A 20,475-nucleotide genomic window follows, 5' to 3' on the forward strand; every position below is an offset into this window, starting at 1 on the left:
TTATTTTAAAAAATGCCCTAGCCAACTATCCATAATATTAATTTCCCAATTTTGGTTTAATTCGCTTTTAGTAGAGATTATATTGTTAAAAACAATTGTTTTTTGTGACACCCCTTTTGTTTTAATCATCTTTTTAAAATCTTTTATGTCTTTGTATTGTACAAATTCACCTTGCTTGTAACACACATTTATTTTGTCCATTAAAACAATCTCAAATATTTTTTCGAGTTCTTGAATAAAAGCAATTAATAAATCATGAGCTTGTAAACTTAAACTATGTGTGATATCATCAACAGCAATAATTATAAAACGATCGTATTTTAATAGATAAGAGCTATTTATAGAATTTTCCTGATCGTCCCAATCAGTTAAAAAATCTTCAATACGTTCTTTAAGCACGGCTATTTCTTGTGAATAAAATTTTCTACTAGAAGGGAATACCCAAACTTTACCTTGTTTAGGGATTTTTTTAAAATCTATAATCATTGAGTTTATTTAAGAATCAAAGGTATTTAAATTAATTAAGTTAAAGTTATGATGCTTTAAGTAGTTTTATAATTTCTTCTTGTGTGTTAATTCCTTTGTCTTTATTATACCAAAGTTGTAAATTCTTTTTTAAATCAGCATCTATACGTCCGTTTTTTTCTTTGTAATCTATCACCATTTTTGCTGCAATCATAGGTCTTGGCCCCCAGGAATTTATAACACTGTTTTCGCTATCAATAATGATAATTTTAGGAATTGATTCGTTCCCATTTGTTAAAAACTGATTCATTAACTCGGGATTTTCATCTCTTAAAACAATTTTTAAATCGATTAGAGGAGAGGTTTCAGCTATTTTATTTAAAATAGGTAAAATTTGTGCAGCATCTCCACACCAACCTTCAGCAATTACCAAAAATGTAAATTTATTTTCTAATAAGCTCATTGATTTTAAAGTTTCACTTGATACTTTTAAGGTTTTATCTAACCTATCCATTCTTCTATCGTTGAGTATGCTGAAATTTAAAATGGCTTCTGTTTGAGTTTTACCGGTAGATTTTTTTTGAGTTAATAAATCTTTTATAAGAGATCTATATGAAGCATATGAGATTCCTTTTTTAAGACTATCATTAATTAATTTGTCTATCATTTTTTTTAATTTAGGACTAAATTGTTTGAGGGAATTTCGGAATTTAACTTATATTTGTTTTTATGTTCAATAAGTGTTGCAAAGGTAAAGCTTGTTTTTTAATTCTAGATGTAACTATTATCACATTTTAATAAGACAAAAAGGTCTTTAAATTTGCCATATATGATATTTGTCATTTTATTAATAACAATGTAATGCTACATTTGTCACATAATTTATTAATGTTAATATTAAAAGTATAATTATGAAAAAAATCAATTTAACTTACACTTTATTAACCGTATTAGCACTTTTTATAGTGTCATGTAATGGAAGTGATAAAAAACCAGAAAACAAAGCGACAAAAACTGAAGTAGCTCCACAAGGCAAAGGGCAATCAGCAGTTAAAGATGATGTTTCAGATGCAAATGTACTGCAAGTCGCTGAATCATTAGACGATTTTAAAACACTTGTAGTTGCGATAAAGGCTGCAGGAGTTGAAGATGCTCTAGTTAATGCAGGTCCTTTAACAGTTTTTGCACCAGTAAATAGTGCATTTGATAAACTTCCTGAAGGAACGGTAGAAACTTTATTAAAACCAGAAAATAAAGAAAAACTTGCATTTATTTTAGTAAATCATGTTGCTCCTTCAAATTATCCTATTAAACAATTAACAAAAGAAGCTAAGAAAGGCCGTAAGTTATATATGGCTTCTGGTAAGTATTTAGTTGTTGAAAACAAAGATGATGGGATTTATGTTGGAGGAACAAAAATATTAAAATCTGTAAAAGTAAGTAATGGTTGGATACACGTTATAGGTGATGTGTTAGTTCCGGCAGAATAATTAATATGTAAAAATAACTAAAAAAATGAAATTTAAAGTAGTTGTATTAGCAGTAGTTGTAATTTTTGTAACTAGCTGTGGTAACGAGAAAAAAGAAGAAAAATCTTCAGCACCAGTAGAGGTAAAAAAAGAAGTAGTTAAAAAGGAGGCTACTACCAACCCTATGGATGATAAAGGGATTGGCCCAATAACAAGTTTAACCCTTGCTGATATTGATGAAACAATGGTTGCAGAAGGGAAAGAGTTATTTAAAATGAAATGCTCTGCATGTCATAAAATAAGTAAGCGTGTTGTAGGGCCTGCATTGGCGGGGATTACAGAAAGACGTTCGCCTGAATGGATTATGAACATGATTTTAAACCCTGAAGAAATGGTGGCAAAAAATCCTATTGCTAAAAAATTACTAGCTGAATATCTAGCTCCTATGGCAAATCAAAATTTAACAGAAAAAGAGGCTAGAGTAATATTAGAATACTTTAGAACAAAAAAAGCAAAATAAGCTTTATAAATTAACAAACAAACAACAATCAAATGAAAACAATTTTTAAATCTTTATTAGCAATTACTGTAGTATCACTAGTGCTGAGTAGTTGTGGTAATGGAAGCTCTAGTAAAAAAGGAGCTTTGTCGAGTAGCGTAGCTGAAAAGGTATATGTTGCTCCAGGTGAACACGATGAATTCTATGCATTTGTATCAGGAGGATTTAGTGGCCAATTGGCAGTATATGGACTTCCTTCAGGTCGTTTATTTAAAGTAATTCCAGTTTTTTCAGTAGATGCTGAAAAGGCTTATGGTTTTAACGAAGAAACAAAACCAATGTTAAATACGTCTCATGGGTTTATTCCTTGGGATGATTCTCACCATCCTGATATTTCACAAACAAATGGTGAACTAGATGGTAGGTATGTGTTTATTAATGGTAACAATACACCACGTATTGCAAAAATTGATTTAACAACTTTTGAAACTACTGAAATTATTGAAATTCCAAATTCAGCAGGTAATCACAGTTCATCTTTTGTAACTGAAAATACTGAATATGTTGTTGCAGGAACTCGTTTTTCTATACCATTTCCTCAAAGAGATATGCCTATTGATGAATATAAAGGTAATTTTAAAGGAGCATTAACTTTTATATCTGTAGACCCTAAAGATGGAGCAATGGATATTAAGTTTCAAATTATGATGCCTGGATTTAACTATGATTTATCACATCCAGGGCGTGGAAAATCTCACGGTTGGTTTTTCTTTACAACGTACAACACAGAAGAAGCAAATTCATTATTGGAAGTGAACGCTTCACAAAATGATAAAGATTTTATTGCAGCAATTAACTGGAAAAAAATTGAAGAATATGTAAATAATGGAGGAGGAAAAAAAGTTCCTTCAAGATATGCACATAATGTTTACAGTGATGAAACTCACTCAGCAACATCAACAATTAAAAAAGAAGTATTAATTGTAAACCCAAGTGATGTTCCTGGAGCAGTATATTTCTTACCAACACCAAAATCTCCGCACGGTTGTGATGTTGATCCAACAGGTGAATACATTGTTGGTAACGGTAAATTATCGGCAGACCTTACTATTCATTCATTTTCAAAAATGATTAAAGCTATTGAAGATAAGAAATTTACAGGAGAAGCTTATGGAATACCAATTTTAGATTTTGATGCAGTTCATGCAGGAACTGTGAAACAATCTGGATTAGGCCCTTTACATACAGAATTTGACGGAAAAGGAAATGCGTATACTACATTCTTTATTTCTTCTGAGGTTGTAAAATGGAAAATAGGAACTTGGGAAGTTATTGATAGAAAACCAACATATTATTCTGTGGGTCACTTAATGATTCCTGGAGGGAACTCAAGAAAACCTTATGGTAAATATGTATTGGCGATGAATAAAATTACAAAAGACCGTTATTTACCTACAGGTCCTGAGGTAACTCAATCTGCTCAATTATATGATATTACAGGAGACAAAATGGAATTACTATTAGATTTTCCTACAATTGGAGAACCTCACTATGCAGCTGGAATACCTGCTGATATTGTAGCTAAAAATTCTAAAAAAATATATAAATTAGAAGAAAGTAAACATGAATTTGTTACCAAATCTGAAGCAGATTCTAAAGTGGTAAGAGATGGAAATGAAGTACATATTTATATGACAATGATACGCTCTCATTTTGCTCCTGATAATATTGAAGGAATTCAAGTTGGAGATAAAGTATATTTTCACGTAACTAATTTAGAGCAGGATTATGACGTGCCGCATGGTATTTCAATGATTGGAGCTCAAACATCAGAGTTGTTAATTATGCCAGGGCAAACAGAAACATTTGTATGGTATCCAAAACAAGTAGGTGTATGGCCGTTTTATTGTACAGATTTCTGCTCTGCATTACACCAAGAAATGCAAGGGTATGTTAGAGTTTCTCCTAAAGGATCGAAAGTTCCTATTAAGTTTACTCTAGATGGCGACGCTGTTGATGCTGAATAGTAAATATTTATAAAGGATAAAAAAGTTAAACGGGCGGTCATTATATCTGCCCGTTTTCTCATTTCAAACAAATAAGATTATTTTATCTTTTTATGTAAGTTTTATTACATATTTAAATAGTGTTGTTTCGTAAATTTGTAACTAATATTGCCTTTATAACCATTAGAAATTTAAACCTGTAAAATTATGAAGAAATCGAAACTATTAATGATTGTAGGATCATTGTTATTATTAGGACTTTTTGTATTCCCACTTTGGAACATTACTTTAGAAGCACCGCAATATCCTATTCCATTAGGTATGGATATTCATATAAATAAGTTTGAAGATACACATGAATTTGATATAAAAAATATTAACTTAATGAATCATTATGTTGGAATGCAGTATATTCCAGAAACTATTCCAGAGTTTAAAATATTTCCTTGGGCAGTTGGAATAATGGTTTTTTTAGGAGTAGTAATAGGCTTAAAAGGCAATTATAAATTATTTTTAGCTTGGTTTATTGTTATGAGCATGTTGGGAATTGCTGGAATGTACGATTTTTATTTATGGGAATATGATTATGGACATAATTTAAACCCAAAAGCAATTATGAAGTTTACTAATCCCGATGGTTCAATTATGGGATTTCAGCCTCCATTATTTGGTTCAAAAGATATTTTAAATTTCAAAGCACATTCATATCCTAGAGCTGGAGCCTATTTCATGTTTATTGGAATGTTACTTACTGTTGTAGCTTTCTTTGTTGGGAAAAAAGAATCAAAAGTTTAATAAAAATTAAAATTTTATATAAATAAATTAAAACGAGTATAGTCTATATGAATATACTCGTTTTAATGTATATTTGAAAATATCTAAAACTGAAAATAATGAAAATAAATTATTTAAAACCAATAATAGGTATCTTTGTTTTGTTATTTGTAATTTCTTGTAAAGTTGAACCGCAACCAATTGAATACGGGAAAGATCAATGTAGTTTTTGTAAAATGAATATTGTTGATAAAACACATGCTGCCCAATACGTTACAAATAAAGGAAAGCAGTTTAAGTTTGATTCAATTGAATGTATGATTAATGATTTAAGTAATAAAAATGAAGGAGATATGGCAATGCTGTTGGTTGCTAATTATGGAAAACCTGGAGAAATGATTGCTGCTAAAACAGCAACATATTTAATTAGTAAAAAAATTAAAAGTCCTATGGGAGCAAATTTATCTGCCTTTTCTTCAAAAAGTAAGGCTGAAGAATTTAAGCAACAATATGGAGGAGAAAATTACACTTGGATAACGTTAAAACAAAAGCTTTCAGATAAATAATGAGATTTAAAATTTTCTTTTTCCTTTTTTTCAGTATCTTAACTAGCACGGCTAAACAAATTGAGGTTTGTAATAGCTGTAATATAAAAACCATAACAGAGGCCATTAAAATCTCAGTAGCAGGTGATACAATTTTAGTTAAGAAAGGCGTATATAAAGAGCAAAACATTATTATTGATAAATCAATTTCATTAATAGGTGAAAAAGGAGCCATAATTGATGGTGAAAATGAAGGAGGGATACTAATATTTGAAACAGATAATTTCACAATAAAAGGTATAAAAATTATCAATGTTGGTTTAAGTTATACCATTGATTATGCAGCAATAAGAGTTGTGAAAGCAGAAAATTTCATCATTGAAGATTGTATATTAGAAGGTGTTTTTTTTGGAATTTTAATTGAAAAATCAAAGAGAGGTATAATACGTAATAATAAAATTTCAAGTGATAGGAAAAATGAAGCGAGCTCTGGTAATGGTATTCATATATGGAGTGGAAGTGAAATGGAAATTTACAATAATGAATTGTTTGGATTACGAGATGGACTTTACTTTGAATTTGTTAAGAAAAGTAAAATTTATAAAAATGTAAGTCATGATAATATTCGTTATGGATTGCATTTTATGTTTTCAAACCATAATATCTATCACCATAATGAGTTTAGAAACAATGGTGCTGGTGTAGCAGTTATGTTTTCTAAGTTCATTACAATGTATAACAATACGTTTAAATTAAATTGGGGTTCTGCTTCGTATGGATTATTATTAAAAGAAATTTATGACGCTGAAATTTACAATAATTTATTTGAAGAAAATACCATAGGTATAAACGGAGAAGGTTGTACCAGAATTAATTATACAAATAATACTTTCTTGCGTAATGGTTGGGCAGTTAAAATTGCAGGAGCTTGTTATGCAAATATTTTTGAAAAGAATGACTTTATGCATAATTCTTTAGATTTAGCATATAATTCTAAAGTAAACGATAATAAATTTGAAAATAATTATTGGAGTGAGTATACAGGATATGATTTAAATAATGATGGAATTGGTGATATCCCATATCGTCCAGTAAAATTATTTTCATACATCGTAAATAAAACACCAGAAGCTTTGGTATTATTAAGAAGTTTATTTGTAGATATTATCAATTTTTCAGAAAAAGTTTCACCGGTTTTTACACCAGATAATTTAATGGATAAGAACCCTATAATGAAAAGAATTAATGATTGAATTTAAAAATTTACACAAAAGTTTTGGTAAATTAACTGTTTTAGACGGTTTAGATTTGTCAATAAAAAAAGGAGGAATTTTTGCCATTCTAGGACCAAATGGATCGGGTAAAACAACACTAATTAAATGTTTGCTAGGAATGGTAATTCCAAATAAAGGAGAAATAAACTTTAATAATGAGAGTGTTTTAAAAAAATGGGAGTATAGAAATAATTTAAATTATTTACCTCAAATAGCCAATTTCCCCCCAAATTTAACAGTTATTGAACTAATTAATATGGTAAAAAACCTTCGCCCAAAAGAATCAAAAGAATCTAAATTAATAGAACTTTTTGGTTTAGAAGATTTTTTAAATAAAAAATTAGGAAATTTATCGGGTGGAACAAAACAGAAAGTAAATATTGTACTTACGTTTATGTTTGACAGTGAACTAATAATTTTAGACGAACCAACTACAGGTTTAGATCCCATAGCACTTATTCACTTAAAAGAGTTAATACAACAAGAAAAAGCGAATGGGAAAACCATATTAATAACAACGCACATTATGAGTGTTGTTGATGAGTTGGCTGATGAAATTGTATTTCTGTTAGATGGTAAAATTTATTTCAAAGGAAGTATTGAAGCCCTTAAAAAGCAAACCAATAATAATAATTTAGAGCATGCCATTGCCAATTTAATTTCAAAACAATATGCTTAAAATATTAAAATATAGTTTTTATGACCTTATGCGTAGTAGATGGAGCTACGTGTACTTTGTCTTTTATTTATTACTAGGTTTTGTATTGTTATTTTTAAATAATGATGTATCAAAAGCAGTAATAACATTAATGAATATCATTATAGTATTAACACCGCTTATAGGAACTATTTTTGGGGTTATGTATTATTATAATTCAAGAGAATTTACAGAGTTGTTGTTGGCACAACCAATAAATAGAAGTAAAATATTTATGGGGCAATACATGGGTATATCACTTTCATTAACACTAAGTTTACTCCTAGGTTTAGGAATTCCATTTATAGCATATGGCTTATTTAAATCTGCAGCAATTTTTAATTTTAGTTTATTGTTAGTAGTTGGCTCATTTTTAAACTTTATTTTTGTTGCTCTTTCATATAATATAGCACTTTCAACCGAAAATAAAATAAAAGGTTTTGGATATGCAATTTTAATGTGGTTGTTTTTAGCTGTTATATATGATGGTATTTTCTTAATTTCTTTGATGGTTTTTAATGATTATCCGCTAGATAAATTTTCATTAATTGCAACCATGTTTAACCCTATTGATTTATCAAGAATACTAATTTTATTGAAATTAGATATTTCAGCATTATTAGGTTATACAGGAGCTGTTTTCAGAAAGTTTTTTGGAACAAATATGGGAATGTTACTTTCAATGTGTACACTTATATTATGGGTAGTATTCCCAGTTTTTAGAATCAATAGGAAACTTAGAAAAAAAGATTTTTAATATAGTGAAGTTTAGTTGTTGTTAAATTTTTTAAATAAACTATTTAACATATTTTCAGACATTGAGTGTAAATCAAATTTAGGTTGCCACCCCCAATCTTTTTTAGCATTAGAATCATCAATACTTCTTGGCCAACTATCAGCAATATTTTGCCTAAAATCTTTATGATAAGTAATTTCAAACTCAGGGATAAAAGTTTTTATTTCTGAGGCAATTTGTTCAGGTGTAAAACTCATTGCAGCCAAATTATAAGATGATCTAATTTTTATTGCTTCTGGTTTTACATCCATAATTTTTATGGTAGCTTCAATTGCATCATCCATATACATCATTGGTAGTTTTGTATTTTCACTTAAAAAAGAATCATATTTACGATTGTGCAGTGCATTGTGATAAATTTCTACGGCGTAATCGGTAGTTCCACCTCCAGGATTTGTTTTCCAACTTATAATTCCAGGATAACGTAGGCTTCTAACATCAACACCATACCTATTGTAATAATATTCACACCAACGTTCACCTGCAAGTTTACTTATACCATAAACTGTTGTAGGCTCCATAATTGTTTTTTGAGGGGTGTTTTCTTTAGGTGTAGTTGGTCCAAATACAGCAATAGAACTTGGCCAAAAAACTTTTTTAATCTTTCCTTCTTTAGCTAAATTAAGTACATTAAATAATGAGTTCATATTTAATTCCCAAGCTTTTGAAGGGTGCTTTTCACCAGTTGCAGAAAGCATTGCTGCCATTAAATACAATTCATTAATTGCGTATTTATCAATAATTTTTTCAATAGCACCTTTATTTAAAGCATCTACTATTTCAAAAGGCCCAGACTGCATTAACTCATCATTTCCCTCTCTAATATCAGCAGCAATTACAGCATCACTTCCATTAACTTCACGAAGTTTTAGTGTCAATTCAGTACCAATTTGACCACAAGCCCCAATAATTAAAATACGGTTATTCATATAGCTATATATCCTTTTGTTGTGACTTCAAAGATACTTAAAATAAATTTTTTATAGATATTGGTTCGATTTTTATCAAAACAATATTTTTTTAATAAAATAGCTTAATAATTAGTATTTTTGAAGTCAATAAATTTTAAAATGAAATACTTATATAGTTTTTTATTAATCTTTTTATTTTTAATTTTTTCTTGTAACAATTCAAAAAAGATGCAAGAAGGAACTAAAAACTCAGATTCATTAAAAATAAGTTTAGATTATAGAATAGTTAGCAGACTTGGAGAAACGTTGATTCCGAAAGCAAAAAAAGCAATTTCAGATTGGAAAGAATATAGAAATGTAGATAAATTTATTTTAAAATATTATAATATTTCAAATATGGAAGCACTTCAAAATGCGCGTGAACTTTCTGAGTTAATAAAGCAAATGAAGGATTCTATTAGGGTTGAACAGTTAAAGCAACCAAGCGTTATTGCTCGTTTAAATGTATTGCATAATGAAGCTTTAAGATTGGCTGATATGGCTACAATTCATACAATTTCTAATGAAGAAGTAAAAAATGAGGTTGAAAAAATAGTTGAAATTTATTCAGCAGTTAATTCTAAGATAAATACAATTTATAAGGTGGCAGCTATTCAAAAATCATTAGAGGTTGATACTGAAAGTCCTGTTGAAATTGAAAAGAAGCAGAAACCTATAAAAAAATATAAGAAGTACACAAATAGAATAATACCACCAAAAAAAACGAAACAATGAAAAATATAATTTATTTTTTACTTATATCATCTTTGTTTTTGAGTTGTGAAAAAAAACAAACATCAAAACAAGTTAATATTACTGTTGAGAAAGAAAAGATTAATAATGTACTAAATGCGTGGCATAAAAGCGCTGCTGAAGCAAATTTTGATTTGTATTTTAATGCGATGGCTGCAGATGCTATTTTTATAGGGACGGATGCTTCAGAAAACTGGACAATTCCAGCATTTAAAAATTTTAGTAAACCTTATTTTGATAAAGGTAAGGCTTGGAACTTTAAGCCTGTTGAACGTAATGTGTATGTTAATTCAGATGGGAGAATTGCATGGTTTGATGAATTATTAGATACTTGGATGGGGGTTTGTAGAGGTTCAGGAGTATTAAAGAAAAATGGAGATACTTGGAAAATTGAACACTATGTTCTTTCTTTAACAATACCTAATGGTAATGTAGAAGATGTAAGAAAAATAAATAAAGAAAAAGATTCATTATTTCTAAAAAAAATTAGAAAATATGTTAAATAAGGGTATTTACAATCTTATAAATTAATTCAGATTCATAACCTTTTGAAATAAGAAAAGTAACAAGTTTATTTTTTTTCTTAAACGCATTTGGTTCTCTTATCAGACTCATTTTTTTTTTAGCAATTTTTTGGAGCGTACTAAAATATTCCTCTTCATTAATTTCTTTCAAAGCCGTTTTAATATTGTATGAAGAAATATTTTTAAATTTAAGTTCATTCACAATTTTAATTTTTCCCCATTTTTTGATAGAGAATTTACCTCTTACAAAAGCTTTAGCAAATCGTTCTTCATTTAAAAAATTATGCTGTAATAAATGAAGAATTATCTTTTCTTTGGCTTCAGGAATCATTTGTAAATCATATAATTTTTGTTCAACTTCTTTATGACACCGTTCTTGGTATGCACAAAAATGTTCTAAAACTTTAGTAGCTTCATCAACAGTATATGATTTTTGTTTTTTCATGAATGTTTATTAAAATTAAATAAGGCTTTTAAAAGTTATTCTTTTCGTTAATCTAAACTTGATTCAGGTTCTTATAATAAGATGCTGAATCAAGTTCAGAATGACGGTGCATTCTGTTATTTTCAGACAGCCAATTTTAAGTAATCTATTGCTTTCTATTTAGCCACAATTTAAAGTTGTTTAATATTGAAAACATCACAGGAACAATAATTAATGTTAAAAAAGTGGCAAAAGTTAATCCAAAAATAATGGTCCAAGACATTGGCCCCCAAAAGGCAACATTTTCACCACCAATATAAAACTGAGGGTTAAACTCCGTAAACAGTGTCATAAAATTTATATTAATACCAATTGCCATTGGTAATAATCCTAAAATAGTTGTTATAGCTGTTAATATCACAGGTCTTAAGCGTGTTTTACCACCCTCAACAATACTTTCATAAATTAGTTCTTTGGTTAATATTCCTTCTTCTAAACCTAGTTCTAATCGTTTACGTTGCATAATTAAAATAGTATAATCTATCAATACAATGGCATTGTTTACTACAATACCTGCTAGTGAAATAACACCAATCATAGTCATCATAATCACAAATTCCATTCTAAAAGCAATTAACCCAAGTAATACACCAATTAAACTTAACACAACCGATAATGAAATGATAATAGGTGTTGAAGTTGAGTTAAATTGACCTACAAGAATTAAGAAAATTAAAAATACCGCTATTAATAAAGCCTTGCTTAAAAATGCCATTTCTTCAGCTTGTTTTTCTTGTTCGCCAGTAAATGAAACAGCAACATTTTTAGGTAACTTATAATTTGCTAAAATTTTTCTAATTTGATCATTCACTTCAGTAGCGTTGTAATTTTCAAGAACATTTGAAAAAATGGTAATAACCCTTTTTAAATCTTTTCGTTTAACAGCACTAAAAGTTGATGATTTTTCAGCGTGTGCTACTGCAGAAATTGGGACTTGTACAATTTTACCATCACTTTGGTTTCTAAAGGTGATTTTTTGATTAATAAGTGCCTCTTTATTGTATCTGTATTTATCCATTAACCGGATGTTAATTGGATAATCATCTTCACCATCTTTAAAAGTTGAAACTTCTTTTCCAAATAATGAAGTTCTTAAAGCATCTCCAATTTGTACTGTTGAGATATTTAAACGTCTAGCTTTCTGACGGTCAATAATAATAGGTAATTCTGGTTTGCCTTGTTCTACATCTAATTTTAAATCTTCAATACCTAAAATATTGGATTCGTTAATAAATTGTTTTATAGCTTCTGATGTTGTTAATAATTGATTGTAATCTTCACCTGAAACTTCAATATTAATTGGAGCACCAGTTGGAGGTCCATCCGATGGTTTATCAACCGTTATATTTACGCCTGGGTATTCTTGAAGTAAATTTCTAATTTCAATTAAAACATCATTGGTATGAATTCCTTTTCGCTCCATAAATTTCACAAAATCTACTGTTATACGAGCTTTGTTAGGTGTTGGTCCACCTGGTTGACCTCTATTTGGGTCGCTAGTTCCTTCACCAACTTGTCCAATAACTGAAGTAATTAAAAAATTAGCTCCGTTTATTTCATATTTCTTTAAATAATTTTGAATTTTAGTTTCAATTTCAGATGAAAGTTTATTGGTCACTTCAATATCTGTTCCAATAGGGTATTCTAAATAAACATATACTTGTTTTGGCGGTGTTTCTGGAAAGAAAAGTACTTTAGGAGGAAATACACCAAAAAGCAGTATAGATAAAATTAACAAACCAAAAGTTCCAAAAAGAAATCTTCTAGGTCTTTTCCCTTTTAATGAAAATCGTAAAACTCGCTCATATAAATTTTCTTGTCTAGGTAAATAAACATATTGAAACCATGCAGTTGCTGGGGATAATATTTTAGTATTTATAACTCTTAATAAACCAGCGAAAACAAGAAGTAATCCGAATGCGTTAAATCCTTTAGTTTCTGTTGTTAACCCTAAAATTATAAACACAACTCCTACAGAAAAAACGATAGAACTATATAATAATATTTTTTTAAAATTAACTTTATCTTCTTTTATTTTCATAAAAACAGAAGTTAACATAGGGTTTATAACTAATGCAACAAACAAAGAAGATGTTAAAACAATAATTAACGTAATAGGCAAGTATCTCATAAATTCACCCATTATTCCAGGCCAAAAAGCCAAAGGTAAAAAGGCCGCCAAAGTAGTTGCTGTTGAAGCAATAATTGGCATGGCAACTTCTCCAACGCCATATTTAGCAGCATCTATTTTTGAATAGCCTTCATCTAATAACCGATGCACATTTTCAACTACCACAATACCATTATCTACCAACATTCCCAGAGCAATTACTAAAGAGAATAACACCATTATATTTAAGGTAACACCTAAAGCACTAAGTACAATAAAGGAGATAAACATAGATAATGGAATAGCAATTCCTACAAAAAGAGCATTTCTAATTCCAAGGAAAAAAAGTAATACCAACACCACTAATATAATTCCTAAAATAATACTGTTTTCCAAATCGGCAACCATTGTTTTGGTGTCGTTAGTTTGATCATTTGTTTTAGAAATGTTTAAGTTTGAAGGGAAATAATCTTCTTTAGCTTTCGCAATAATTACATCAATTTGTTCAGAAGCATTTATTAAATTTTCACCACCACGCTTTGTAACATCAAGCATAACTACTGGCTGCGAAAACTCACGCGCATAACTTTGTTTTTCTTGTTCTTTAAAATTAACACTAGCAATATCACGCAAGTAAACAATGTGTCCATGTTCTTGCTTTACAATAATATCTGCTATTTCTTTTGCCGATTTAAATTCGCCAATAATGCGCACATTTCTACGCAAACCTTCTTCTAATAAATCACCGCCAGAAATAGTTATATTTTCATTTTGAATAGCTTGAGCGATATCATTAAAACTAATTAGTGAGACTTCCATTTTGTACAAGTCAACACTAATTTCCATTTCTTTATCTTGAATACCGCGAATATCAACTTTTGAAATTTCAGGAACCTTTTCAATTTCATCTTCTAAATATTCGCCATATTCTTTTAATTCATCCATAGAAAAATCTCCTGACAAATTAATATTCATTATTGGCCTTAATTCGGCAAAATTCATTTCTTGTACGTTGGGATCGGCAGGTAAATCTGTTGGGAAATCTTTGTCAGATTTTGCTGCATCAACTTTGTCTTTTACCTTACGCAATGCTTCAGTTGGGGTAATACTAAAATCAAATTTTACTTGAATAGAAGAAAAACCTTCAATTGAAGTTGAAATAATTTCATCAACTCCAGATATTCCATTAATTTCTTTTTCAAGTGGACGTGTAATTAACTTTTCGATGTCAATTGCTGAGTTTCCGGGATAAGGTGTTGATATAAATATTTGAGGAATAACAATTTCAGGGAAGGCCTCTCTAGGCATACTTTGGTAAGAGAATATACCAGCTATAAAAATCATTACAATCAACACAAATACAGTCATTTTATTATGAATTGACCATGTTGAAAGTTTAAACTCTTTTAATACTTTATTCATTATAAGATTTCTTCTAAGTTAATTTTAAATTTAGTTTGCACTTATTTTAACAATTTCACCAGCTTGTACAAGCCTAGCTCCTTTATTTACGATAGTATCATTTTTTGTCAACCCTTCACTTACATACGTTTTATGATTGTACTCTTTTGCAGCAGTTATTATGCTTTTTACAACGGTATGTTCTCCATTTTTAGTTTTAACTGTAAATACATAATTATTGTTATTTTGATCTTGCTGTACTAAATTTGATGGAACTATAATACCATTGGCTTTAAAATCTAAAAATTTAACATCAGCCAATAAGTTAGGTTTAATACGTTGATTTTTATTTGGAAGGTTAATTCTTGTTTTAAAACTTCTATTGTTTGGATTTATATAATTTCCAACTTGAGTTATTTTTGCAGTTACTTCTTTATGAATTGAAGGGAAACTAATTATAGTTTCTGTACCTATTTTAATTATTGGTAAATACGTTTCGGTTACGTCAGCTTCAACGTAAATATTGTCTAAATTTAATAAACGTATAATTACTAATTGAGGGCTGGTAAGTTCCCCTTTTTTAGGAAAAATTTCATCAACAACACCACTAAAAGGTGCTGTAATTTTCATTTTTTTTGCTTGGGTTTTTAAACTAGCTAGTTTGTTTTCTAAACTTTCTTTTTTAGTTTTAGTTTGTAAATATTGTATTTCAGAACCTATTTTTTGATCCCAAAGGCGTTTTTGACGTTCAAAAGTTGTTTTTGCTAAAAATAGTTGGGTGTTTAGCTCAGTAATTGCATCTTGAAGTTCGACATCTTCTAATTGAATTAGTGTTTGTCCACCAGTAACACGTTGCCCTTCTTTTACAAAAATAGTTTTTACAATTCCTCCTAACTCAGGACGAATTTCAATGTTTTTATCGGCTTGTACTATTCCCTGAATTTCTACGTAATGTTTAAAAGTATCATTTTTAACAGGTATTACAGTTATTATTTGTAAATTTTCACGATTATCTAATTTTGAAATTTGCTCTTCAACCGTTTTTAACTCCTTTGATAAACTTTCAATTTTACCAGTTAGAACAGTTTTCTGATTTGTTAACTCTTCTAATGAACCTTTTTTAGATTCGCTTTTACAAGAGATTAGTAGTATAGAAATTATTAAAAAGGTGATTATGTTTTTCATTGTTGACTATTTTCTAGTTATTAATTGGTGTATTTAATGCATTGTCTAAAGCTGCTTTGGTTTCAATTACTGTAAGCATTGCTTGTAAATAATTTTGTTGTAACGTGTACAATTGTCTTTGAGCTTGTAGCAAATCAAAACTTGTTGAAATTCCTTCAAAAAATTTGATTTGTTGTTTATGCTCTATGCGTTGAGCCAATGTTAAATTTTGCTTTGCAGTTTCTAGTTCTTCAATACTAAAATTGTATTCGGTTTTAGCAGTTTCTAATTGTAGTTGTAATTTTTGTTCAGTTTCTGTTAAATTGGTTCGTGCTTTTTCAAGTTCAATTTTAGCTTGTTGTGTTCTAGCACTTCTTGCCAAACTACTAAACAGGGGTATATTTAAAGTTACGCCAAGTAATGATGAGCCAAACCATCGTTGTTCTTTATTAAGAAAATTAAAGTTATTTCCAAACCCGCCGTAATCAAAGTTCACAAAACTACTTAAAGAAGGCAGTGCTTTACTTTGCTCTAATTTCACTAGAAGTTCATTTGATTTTTCTGTATTCTTTGCAATTTTAAAGTCTACGTGATTTTCAATTGTTAAATCAGAAGACAGTAATCCTAAATCAATATTTTCTTTTGTTAATTTGTTTAATGAGTCGGTTAAAATAACGTTGGTGTTTATATCAATTCCCAAAGTTATGTTTAACATTTTATAGGCAATGTTTCTTAAATTTTTAGTTTTTGAAAGCTTACTTCTAACGGATGATAATGTTATTTTTAATTGCTCAACACTCTCTTCTTCACCTAAACCATTTAAATAAATTTGCTCAGTTTCTCGAAGTGTTTTTTCTAAATTTTGAATGTTTTTTTGTAAAATTAGAAGACTTTCTTCACTTAACAGAACATTGCCATATGCATTTATAGTTGCCTCTCTAATACTTAAATCTGTTTTTTCCTTGGCATTTTCATATATTTTTAAGTAAGTTTTGGCTGATTGTAAACCAACGATATAAGAACCGTCAAAAATTAACTGACTTAAAGTAGCAGAAGCATTCATATTGTGTTTTGTTACAAATGATACTTCTGTAAATTCTCCCGGATTACCACCAATAAATTCAGCAGGTATTAAAATTAATTGCTCTTTTAACCATTGCTTGTAATCAATTTTGGCATCTATTTGTGGTAAGCCCATGGTTGTAGTTTCCCATTTTTTCTTTTTAGCAACGTCAATATCTCTTGATGCATTAATAGCAGCGTAACTATTTTTTAATGCGTAATTTATAGCTTGTTCAAGTGATAGTGAAATATTTTCTTGTGCATTTACAACAACACTCAAAAATATTCCTATAAATAATAGTGTTATTTTTTTCATAGTTGACTTTTGTTTTTCTCTAATTGTTCTTCTAACATTTCTATTCCTTTTTTTGTTGCAATTGCTCTGGTATGATATTCCAAGGCATCTATTTCTAGTTGATTTAATGTTTTGTTTTCTAGCGGAAATAAATTTGCATCATGTATGCCAAAAACTAAGGTAAAGTATAGTTTAGTTATAAGGTTAACATCTAAATTCTCTCTATATAATTTTTCAGAAATACCTTTTTCTATGTTTTGAGAAATGCAATCTCTAAACATGGTAAATTCGTTTTTCATTACATTTTTATAGGTTTCGGGATAATATTTTTGCAATTGAAACATGGGAGATTCACTAGAGTTTTGAAGTAAATCTTTAAACATTTTTTTTATTTCAAAATTTTCTTCAATAGCGTTATACCCTCTGCCGCAAACGCTAATAACTTCATTATGAATGGTATTGTGAAAAAAACTAACAGATTCTTTAACTAGTTGTTCTTTATTTTTGAAGTATTTATAAATGGTTTTTTTAGATATTGCCATTTTATTTGCAATATCATCCATAGTGGTACTTTTAAAACCAAATTTTAAAAATATTTCACCTGATTTTTTTAAGATTTCACTTTTCATTAAATTGTTTTACAATTTTTAAAGTGCAAAGATACTAAAGGAAACTTAAAACACAAATAAAGTTTCCGCAGTATCTGAGGTTTGTATGGTGAAATAAATTTGATAGGTGCATTTTAAGGTGGGTAATACAATAACTATTTTAGTTTATGGAGATATTAGTAGCTAACTTAGCTTATATATTTAAAATGATAAAACGTGAGTGTTAAACATATAAATTTAATAATTTATCAGGTCAAGCGCAGTCGAGACCTAATACTAACAAAGAGAATTCCTAAATAAATAATTTTATGTTTTATAATTTAAGTAGATTTATTTTTATGTGTCTCAATACTTTTACTTGCTATGTGTTTACCTATTTCAACTAATTCTTCAGCTTTATAAAAATCAAAAAGACCACAAGTTTTTCTAGATACATTGATTAAAATATCAGGATTATATTCTGCTAATATTAATTTAGAAAGTTGGTTTGACATTAAGCCTAGGGTTTTATTTATAAGGTTAAAATAGCCAAACTTTTTATCATGTTGGTTTGATTTTAATTTATTAATCTGGTTTTGAAAGTTCTTTATTTTAGTGAAATAAGATATTTCTTTAATTTTTTTTTCGGTAGTTGATAGAAGGGGTTTGTAAACAGGAACATCGGCATTTACATGAACAACTACCAATAAATCATTTTTATGCCTTGTAACATGTTTTATTGGTATATTATTGATAACACCTCCATCTACTAGTACAGATGAGCCTTTTTTAACAGGAACAAAAACAGTTGGAATTGATACGGAAGCTCTTATAGCTTCAAAGATGTCTCCAGATTCAAAAATATATTCTTTATCATTAACTATATCTGTTGCTACACAGGTAAAATCTATATCAAAATCTTCAATATTTTTATTAGAAATAAAACTTTTCATTTTTCTTAAAATTTTATCTCCCTTTACTAAACCATTAGCGCTAAATGAAAAATCAATAAGCTTAAAAATATCTAATTTATCAAGTGTGTACATCCATTTTTTATACGCTTCCATTTTTCCAGAAGCATAAACCCCACCAACTAAGGCTCCCATTGAAGTTCCTGCAATAGAACTAATTTCAAATCCTTGTTTTTCTAACTCTTCAATAACACCAATATGAGCGATACCTCTTGCTCCGCCTCCTGATAGTACTAATGCAATTTTTTGTTTCATTTTTAAGCTAAAGATACCATAATTATATTTATTTGTAAATAAGCTTATTCTGTTGTTTTGCCAACTGAAAGCAAATAGGTTGCTACTTTAATTTTGTATTGGCTTTTAGCATCTATAAATTCATCTTTAGCCTGTTGCGCAAGTGCTTTTGCTTCCAGTAAATCCGAAGTGCTAGTTAATCCAGCATCGTAGTTATCTTCCAATTCTTTTTGATATTCTAACGATTGTTTTAAAGATTTTTTTGCAATTTCAATTTGCTTATAACTAATAGTTAAATCCTTATATGCTTTTGTTATTTGTAACTTTAATAGCTCAGATTTATCTTCTAAATTGTTTTGTGCTATTTTAATTTTTATATCTTGTTCTTGTAATTTTTTAGAACCTCCCCACCAATCTGATATTGGAATAGATAAAGTAGCAAAGGCTAATCCATAGCTATTATTTTGTTCAAATGCATCTAAGTACAAACCGCTTGCTCCTACAGCTAATTGAGGGAGGTATTCTCCTAATGCCATTTTCTTTTGTAACTCTTCTGCTTCAATTACTTTATTAAGCATTTTATATTCATTGCGATTTTTTAAGGCGCTATCTGTTGCTAAAAAATAACTTTCTGGAGGTAGTACTGAAACAATGGAATCATTCACATTAAAGGACTGATTATAACGAATACCAATGTGTTGACAAAATACCCTCTTAAGCATTTCTATACCATTATTCAGTTTTAACTTATTAACTTCAATTTTATTTAATTCTAATTTCACTTTAAGCAAATCACTCTTATTAATCATCCCTGCATCATAATAATCTTGGACTTCCTTTTGTAATCTAAGTAATAACTTTTCATAATTATAGAGCGTTATTTTTTTTTCATTTAGAGCAACCAAACTCCAATAGTAACCCTCTGTAGTTGTTAAAATTTGATCTATAGATAGATTAAGTTGGTCTTGGTTAATTTCTACACCCAATTGGGCTAGATTATTTCCATTTCGAATACGTCCTCCAGCATAAATAGGAAGTGTAGCTGTAATCATTGCAGTATTCACATAATCTAATGATTGAATACTAAGTGATGGTACATAAGCAAACAGGGTTGCATTAGGTAAATTTGCAGGGTTTCCATCATATATCGGTAAATTCATTTCAGGTGTTTGTATGTCTAATAAATAATCTGATGAACGTAGTGCAAAACCTGAAGCCTCTACTTTTGGAAAAAAATTTGTAAAAGCACTTTCTTTTACTTTTTCAGAAGCCTTGAGTTTAAAAAGAGCATCTTTAATACGTTTATTATTCTCTAAAGAAAGAACTTTAGCAGAGTCTAACTTTATGTTTTGTGCGCTTAGAGGCACACTTAATATAAGTGCTAAGCTGATGTGTAAAATTATATTTTTCATTTA

20 protein-coding genes are annotated in these 20,475 nt (G+C 29.0%); 10 read left to right on the forward strand and 10 right to left on the reverse strand.

The window, feature by feature from the left end:
- Positions 1–486 carry an ABC transporter ATPase gene (locus Lupro_RS10070; RefSeq protein ID WP_068209614.1) on the reverse strand — a complete coding sequence of 162 codons (486 nt, stop codon included), beginning with the start codon at positions 484–486 and terminating at the stop codon, positions 1–3.
- Positions 487–532: 46 nt separating this feature from the next.
- On the reverse strand, positions 533–1,132 hold the full coding sequence (locus Lupro_RS10075; RefSeq protein ID WP_179945742.1) for a thioredoxin family protein: 600 nt from the start codon (positions 1,130–1,132) through the stop codon (positions 533–535).
- A 244-nt stretch (positions 1,133–1,376) separates the two neighbouring features.
- On the opposite strand from Lupro_RS10075, the gene Lupro_RS10080 reads away from it, so the two are divergent.
- The 8 genes from Lupro_RS10080 to Lupro_RS10115 all read left to right on the forward strand — a co-directional run bounded on the left by Lupro_RS10080 (position 1,377) and on the right by Lupro_RS10115 (position 8,486).
- Positions 1,377–1,955: a fasciclin domain-containing protein gene (locus Lupro_RS10080; protein WP_068209617.1), complete on the forward strand. Its 579-nt coding sequence runs from the start codon at positions 1,377–1,379 to the stop codon at positions 1,953–1,955.
- Positions 1,956–1,980: 25 nt separating this feature from the next.
- Positions 1,981–2,454 (forward strand): c-type cytochrome, encoded by a 474-nt coding sequence (locus Lupro_RS10085; protein WP_068209620.1) that lies wholly within the window; start codon positions 1,981–1,983, stop codon positions 2,452–2,454.
- Positions 2,455–2,486: 32 nt separating this feature from the next.
- On the forward strand, positions 2,487–4,460 hold the full coding sequence (gene nosZ, locus Lupro_RS10090) for a Sec-dependent nitrous-oxide reductase (protein WP_082703893.1): 1,974 nt from the start codon (positions 2,487–2,489) through the stop codon (positions 4,458–4,460).
- Between the two features lie 186 nt (positions 4,461–4,646).
- Complete coding sequence (locus Lupro_RS10095) at positions 4,647–5,234, forward strand: hypothetical protein (protein WP_068209622.1); 588 nt, start codon at positions 4,647–4,649, stop codon at positions 5,232–5,234.
- 98 nt (positions 5,235–5,332) lie between these two features.
- Positions 5,333–5,779 (forward strand): nitrous oxide reductase accessory protein NosL, encoded by a 447-nt coding sequence (locus Lupro_RS10100; RefSeq protein ID WP_068209625.1) that lies wholly within the window; start codon positions 5,333–5,335, stop codon positions 5,777–5,779.
- Positions 5,779–7,011: a nitrous oxide reductase family maturation protein NosD gene (locus Lupro_RS10105; protein ID WP_068209628.1), complete on the forward strand. Its 1,233-nt coding sequence runs from the start codon at positions 5,779–5,781 to the stop codon at positions 7,009–7,011. The genes Lupro_RS10100 and Lupro_RS10105 overlap by 1 nt, the downstream gene beginning before the upstream one ends.
- Positions 7,004–7,711: an ABC transporter ATP-binding protein gene (locus Lupro_RS10110; RefSeq protein ID WP_068209631.1), complete on the forward strand. Its 708-nt coding sequence runs from the start codon at positions 7,004–7,006 to the stop codon at positions 7,709–7,711. Before Lupro_RS10105 ends, Lupro_RS10110 begins: the two co-directional genes overlap by 8 nt.
- On the forward strand, positions 7,704–8,486 hold the full coding sequence (locus Lupro_RS10115) for a nitrous oxide metabolic protein (RefSeq protein WP_068209634.1): 783 nt from the start codon (positions 7,704–7,706) through the stop codon (positions 8,484–8,486). The genes Lupro_RS10110 and Lupro_RS10115 overlap by 8 nt, the downstream gene beginning before the upstream one ends.
- Positions 8,487–8,497: 11 nt before the next feature.
- On the opposite strand, the gene Lupro_RS10120 is transcribed toward Lupro_RS10115, so the two are convergent.
- Positions 8,498–9,454 (reverse strand): NAD-dependent epimerase/dehydratase family protein, encoded by a 957-nt coding sequence (locus Lupro_RS10120; protein ID WP_068209637.1) that lies wholly within the window; start codon positions 9,452–9,454, stop codon positions 8,498–8,500.
- A 210-nt stretch (positions 9,455–9,664) separates the two neighbouring features.
- Between Lupro_RS10120 and Lupro_RS10125 the strand changes: the two genes are divergently transcribed.
- Together Lupro_RS10125 and Lupro_RS10130 are read left to right on the forward strand one after the other, a co-directional pair.
- A complete protein-coding gene (locus Lupro_RS10125; RefSeq protein WP_144439136.1) occupies positions 9,665–10,210 on the forward strand; it encodes a hypothetical protein in 546 nt (181 codons plus the stop codon).
- Entirely contained in the window at positions 10,207–10,734 is a 528-nt protein-coding gene (locus tag Lupro_RS10130) for a nuclear transport factor 2 family protein (protein WP_068209644.1), read from the forward strand. The genes Lupro_RS10125 and Lupro_RS10130 overlap by 4 nt, the downstream gene beginning before the upstream one ends.
- Here Lupro_RS10130 and Lupro_RS10135 read toward each other — a convergent pair.
- The 7 genes from Lupro_RS10135 to Lupro_RS10165 all read right to left on the reverse strand — a co-directional run bounded on the left by Lupro_RS10135 (position 10,727) and on the right by Lupro_RS10165 (position 20,472).
- On the reverse strand, positions 10,727–11,197 hold the full coding sequence (locus Lupro_RS10135; protein ID WP_068209647.1) for a regulatory protein RecX: 471 nt from the start codon (positions 11,195–11,197) through the stop codon (positions 10,727–10,729). The two genes, Lupro_RS10130 and Lupro_RS10135, sit on opposite strands and share 8 nt — an antisense overlap.
- A gap of 145 nt (positions 11,198–11,342) precedes the next feature.
- Positions 11,343–14,768, reverse strand: a complete 3,426-nt coding sequence (locus Lupro_RS10140) for an efflux RND transporter permease subunit (RefSeq protein WP_068209650.1) — start codon at positions 14,766–14,768, stop codon at positions 11,343–11,345.
- Positions 14,769–14,798: 30 nt separating this feature from the next.
- On the reverse strand, positions 14,799–15,932 hold the full coding sequence (locus tag Lupro_RS10145) for an efflux RND transporter periplasmic adaptor subunit (RefSeq protein ID WP_068209653.1): 1,134 nt from the start codon (positions 15,930–15,932) through the stop codon (positions 14,799–14,801).
- Positions 15,933–15,945: 13 nt separating this feature from the next.
- Positions 15,946–17,289 (reverse strand): TolC family protein, encoded by a 1,344-nt coding sequence (locus tag Lupro_RS10150; RefSeq protein ID WP_068209655.1) that lies wholly within the window; start codon positions 17,287–17,289, stop codon positions 15,946–15,948.
- Complete coding sequence (locus tag Lupro_RS10155; protein ID WP_068209658.1) at positions 17,286–17,897, reverse strand: TetR/AcrR family transcriptional regulator; 612 nt, start codon at positions 17,895–17,897, stop codon at positions 17,286–17,288. The genes Lupro_RS10150 and Lupro_RS10155 overlap by 4 nt, the downstream gene beginning before the upstream one ends.
- 299 nt (positions 17,898–18,196) lie before the next feature.
- On the reverse strand, positions 18,197–19,081 hold the full coding sequence (locus Lupro_RS10160; RefSeq protein WP_068209661.1) for a patatin-like phospholipase family protein: 885 nt from the start codon (positions 19,079–19,081) through the stop codon (positions 18,197–18,199).
- A gap of 44 nt (positions 19,082–19,125) precedes the next feature.
- Positions 19,126–20,472, reverse strand: a complete 1,347-nt coding sequence (locus Lupro_RS10165) for a TolC family protein (RefSeq protein WP_082703894.1) — start codon at positions 20,470–20,472, stop codon at positions 19,126–19,128.
- Between the last annotated feature and the right edge of the window lie 3 nt (positions 20,473–20,475).

The sequence above is a fragment of the Lutibacter profundi genome (genome assembly GCF_001543325.1).
In the GTDB taxonomy this organism is placed as follows: Bacteria; Bacteroidota; Bacteroidia; order Flavobacteriales; family Flavobacteriaceae; genus Lutibacter; species Lutibacter profundi.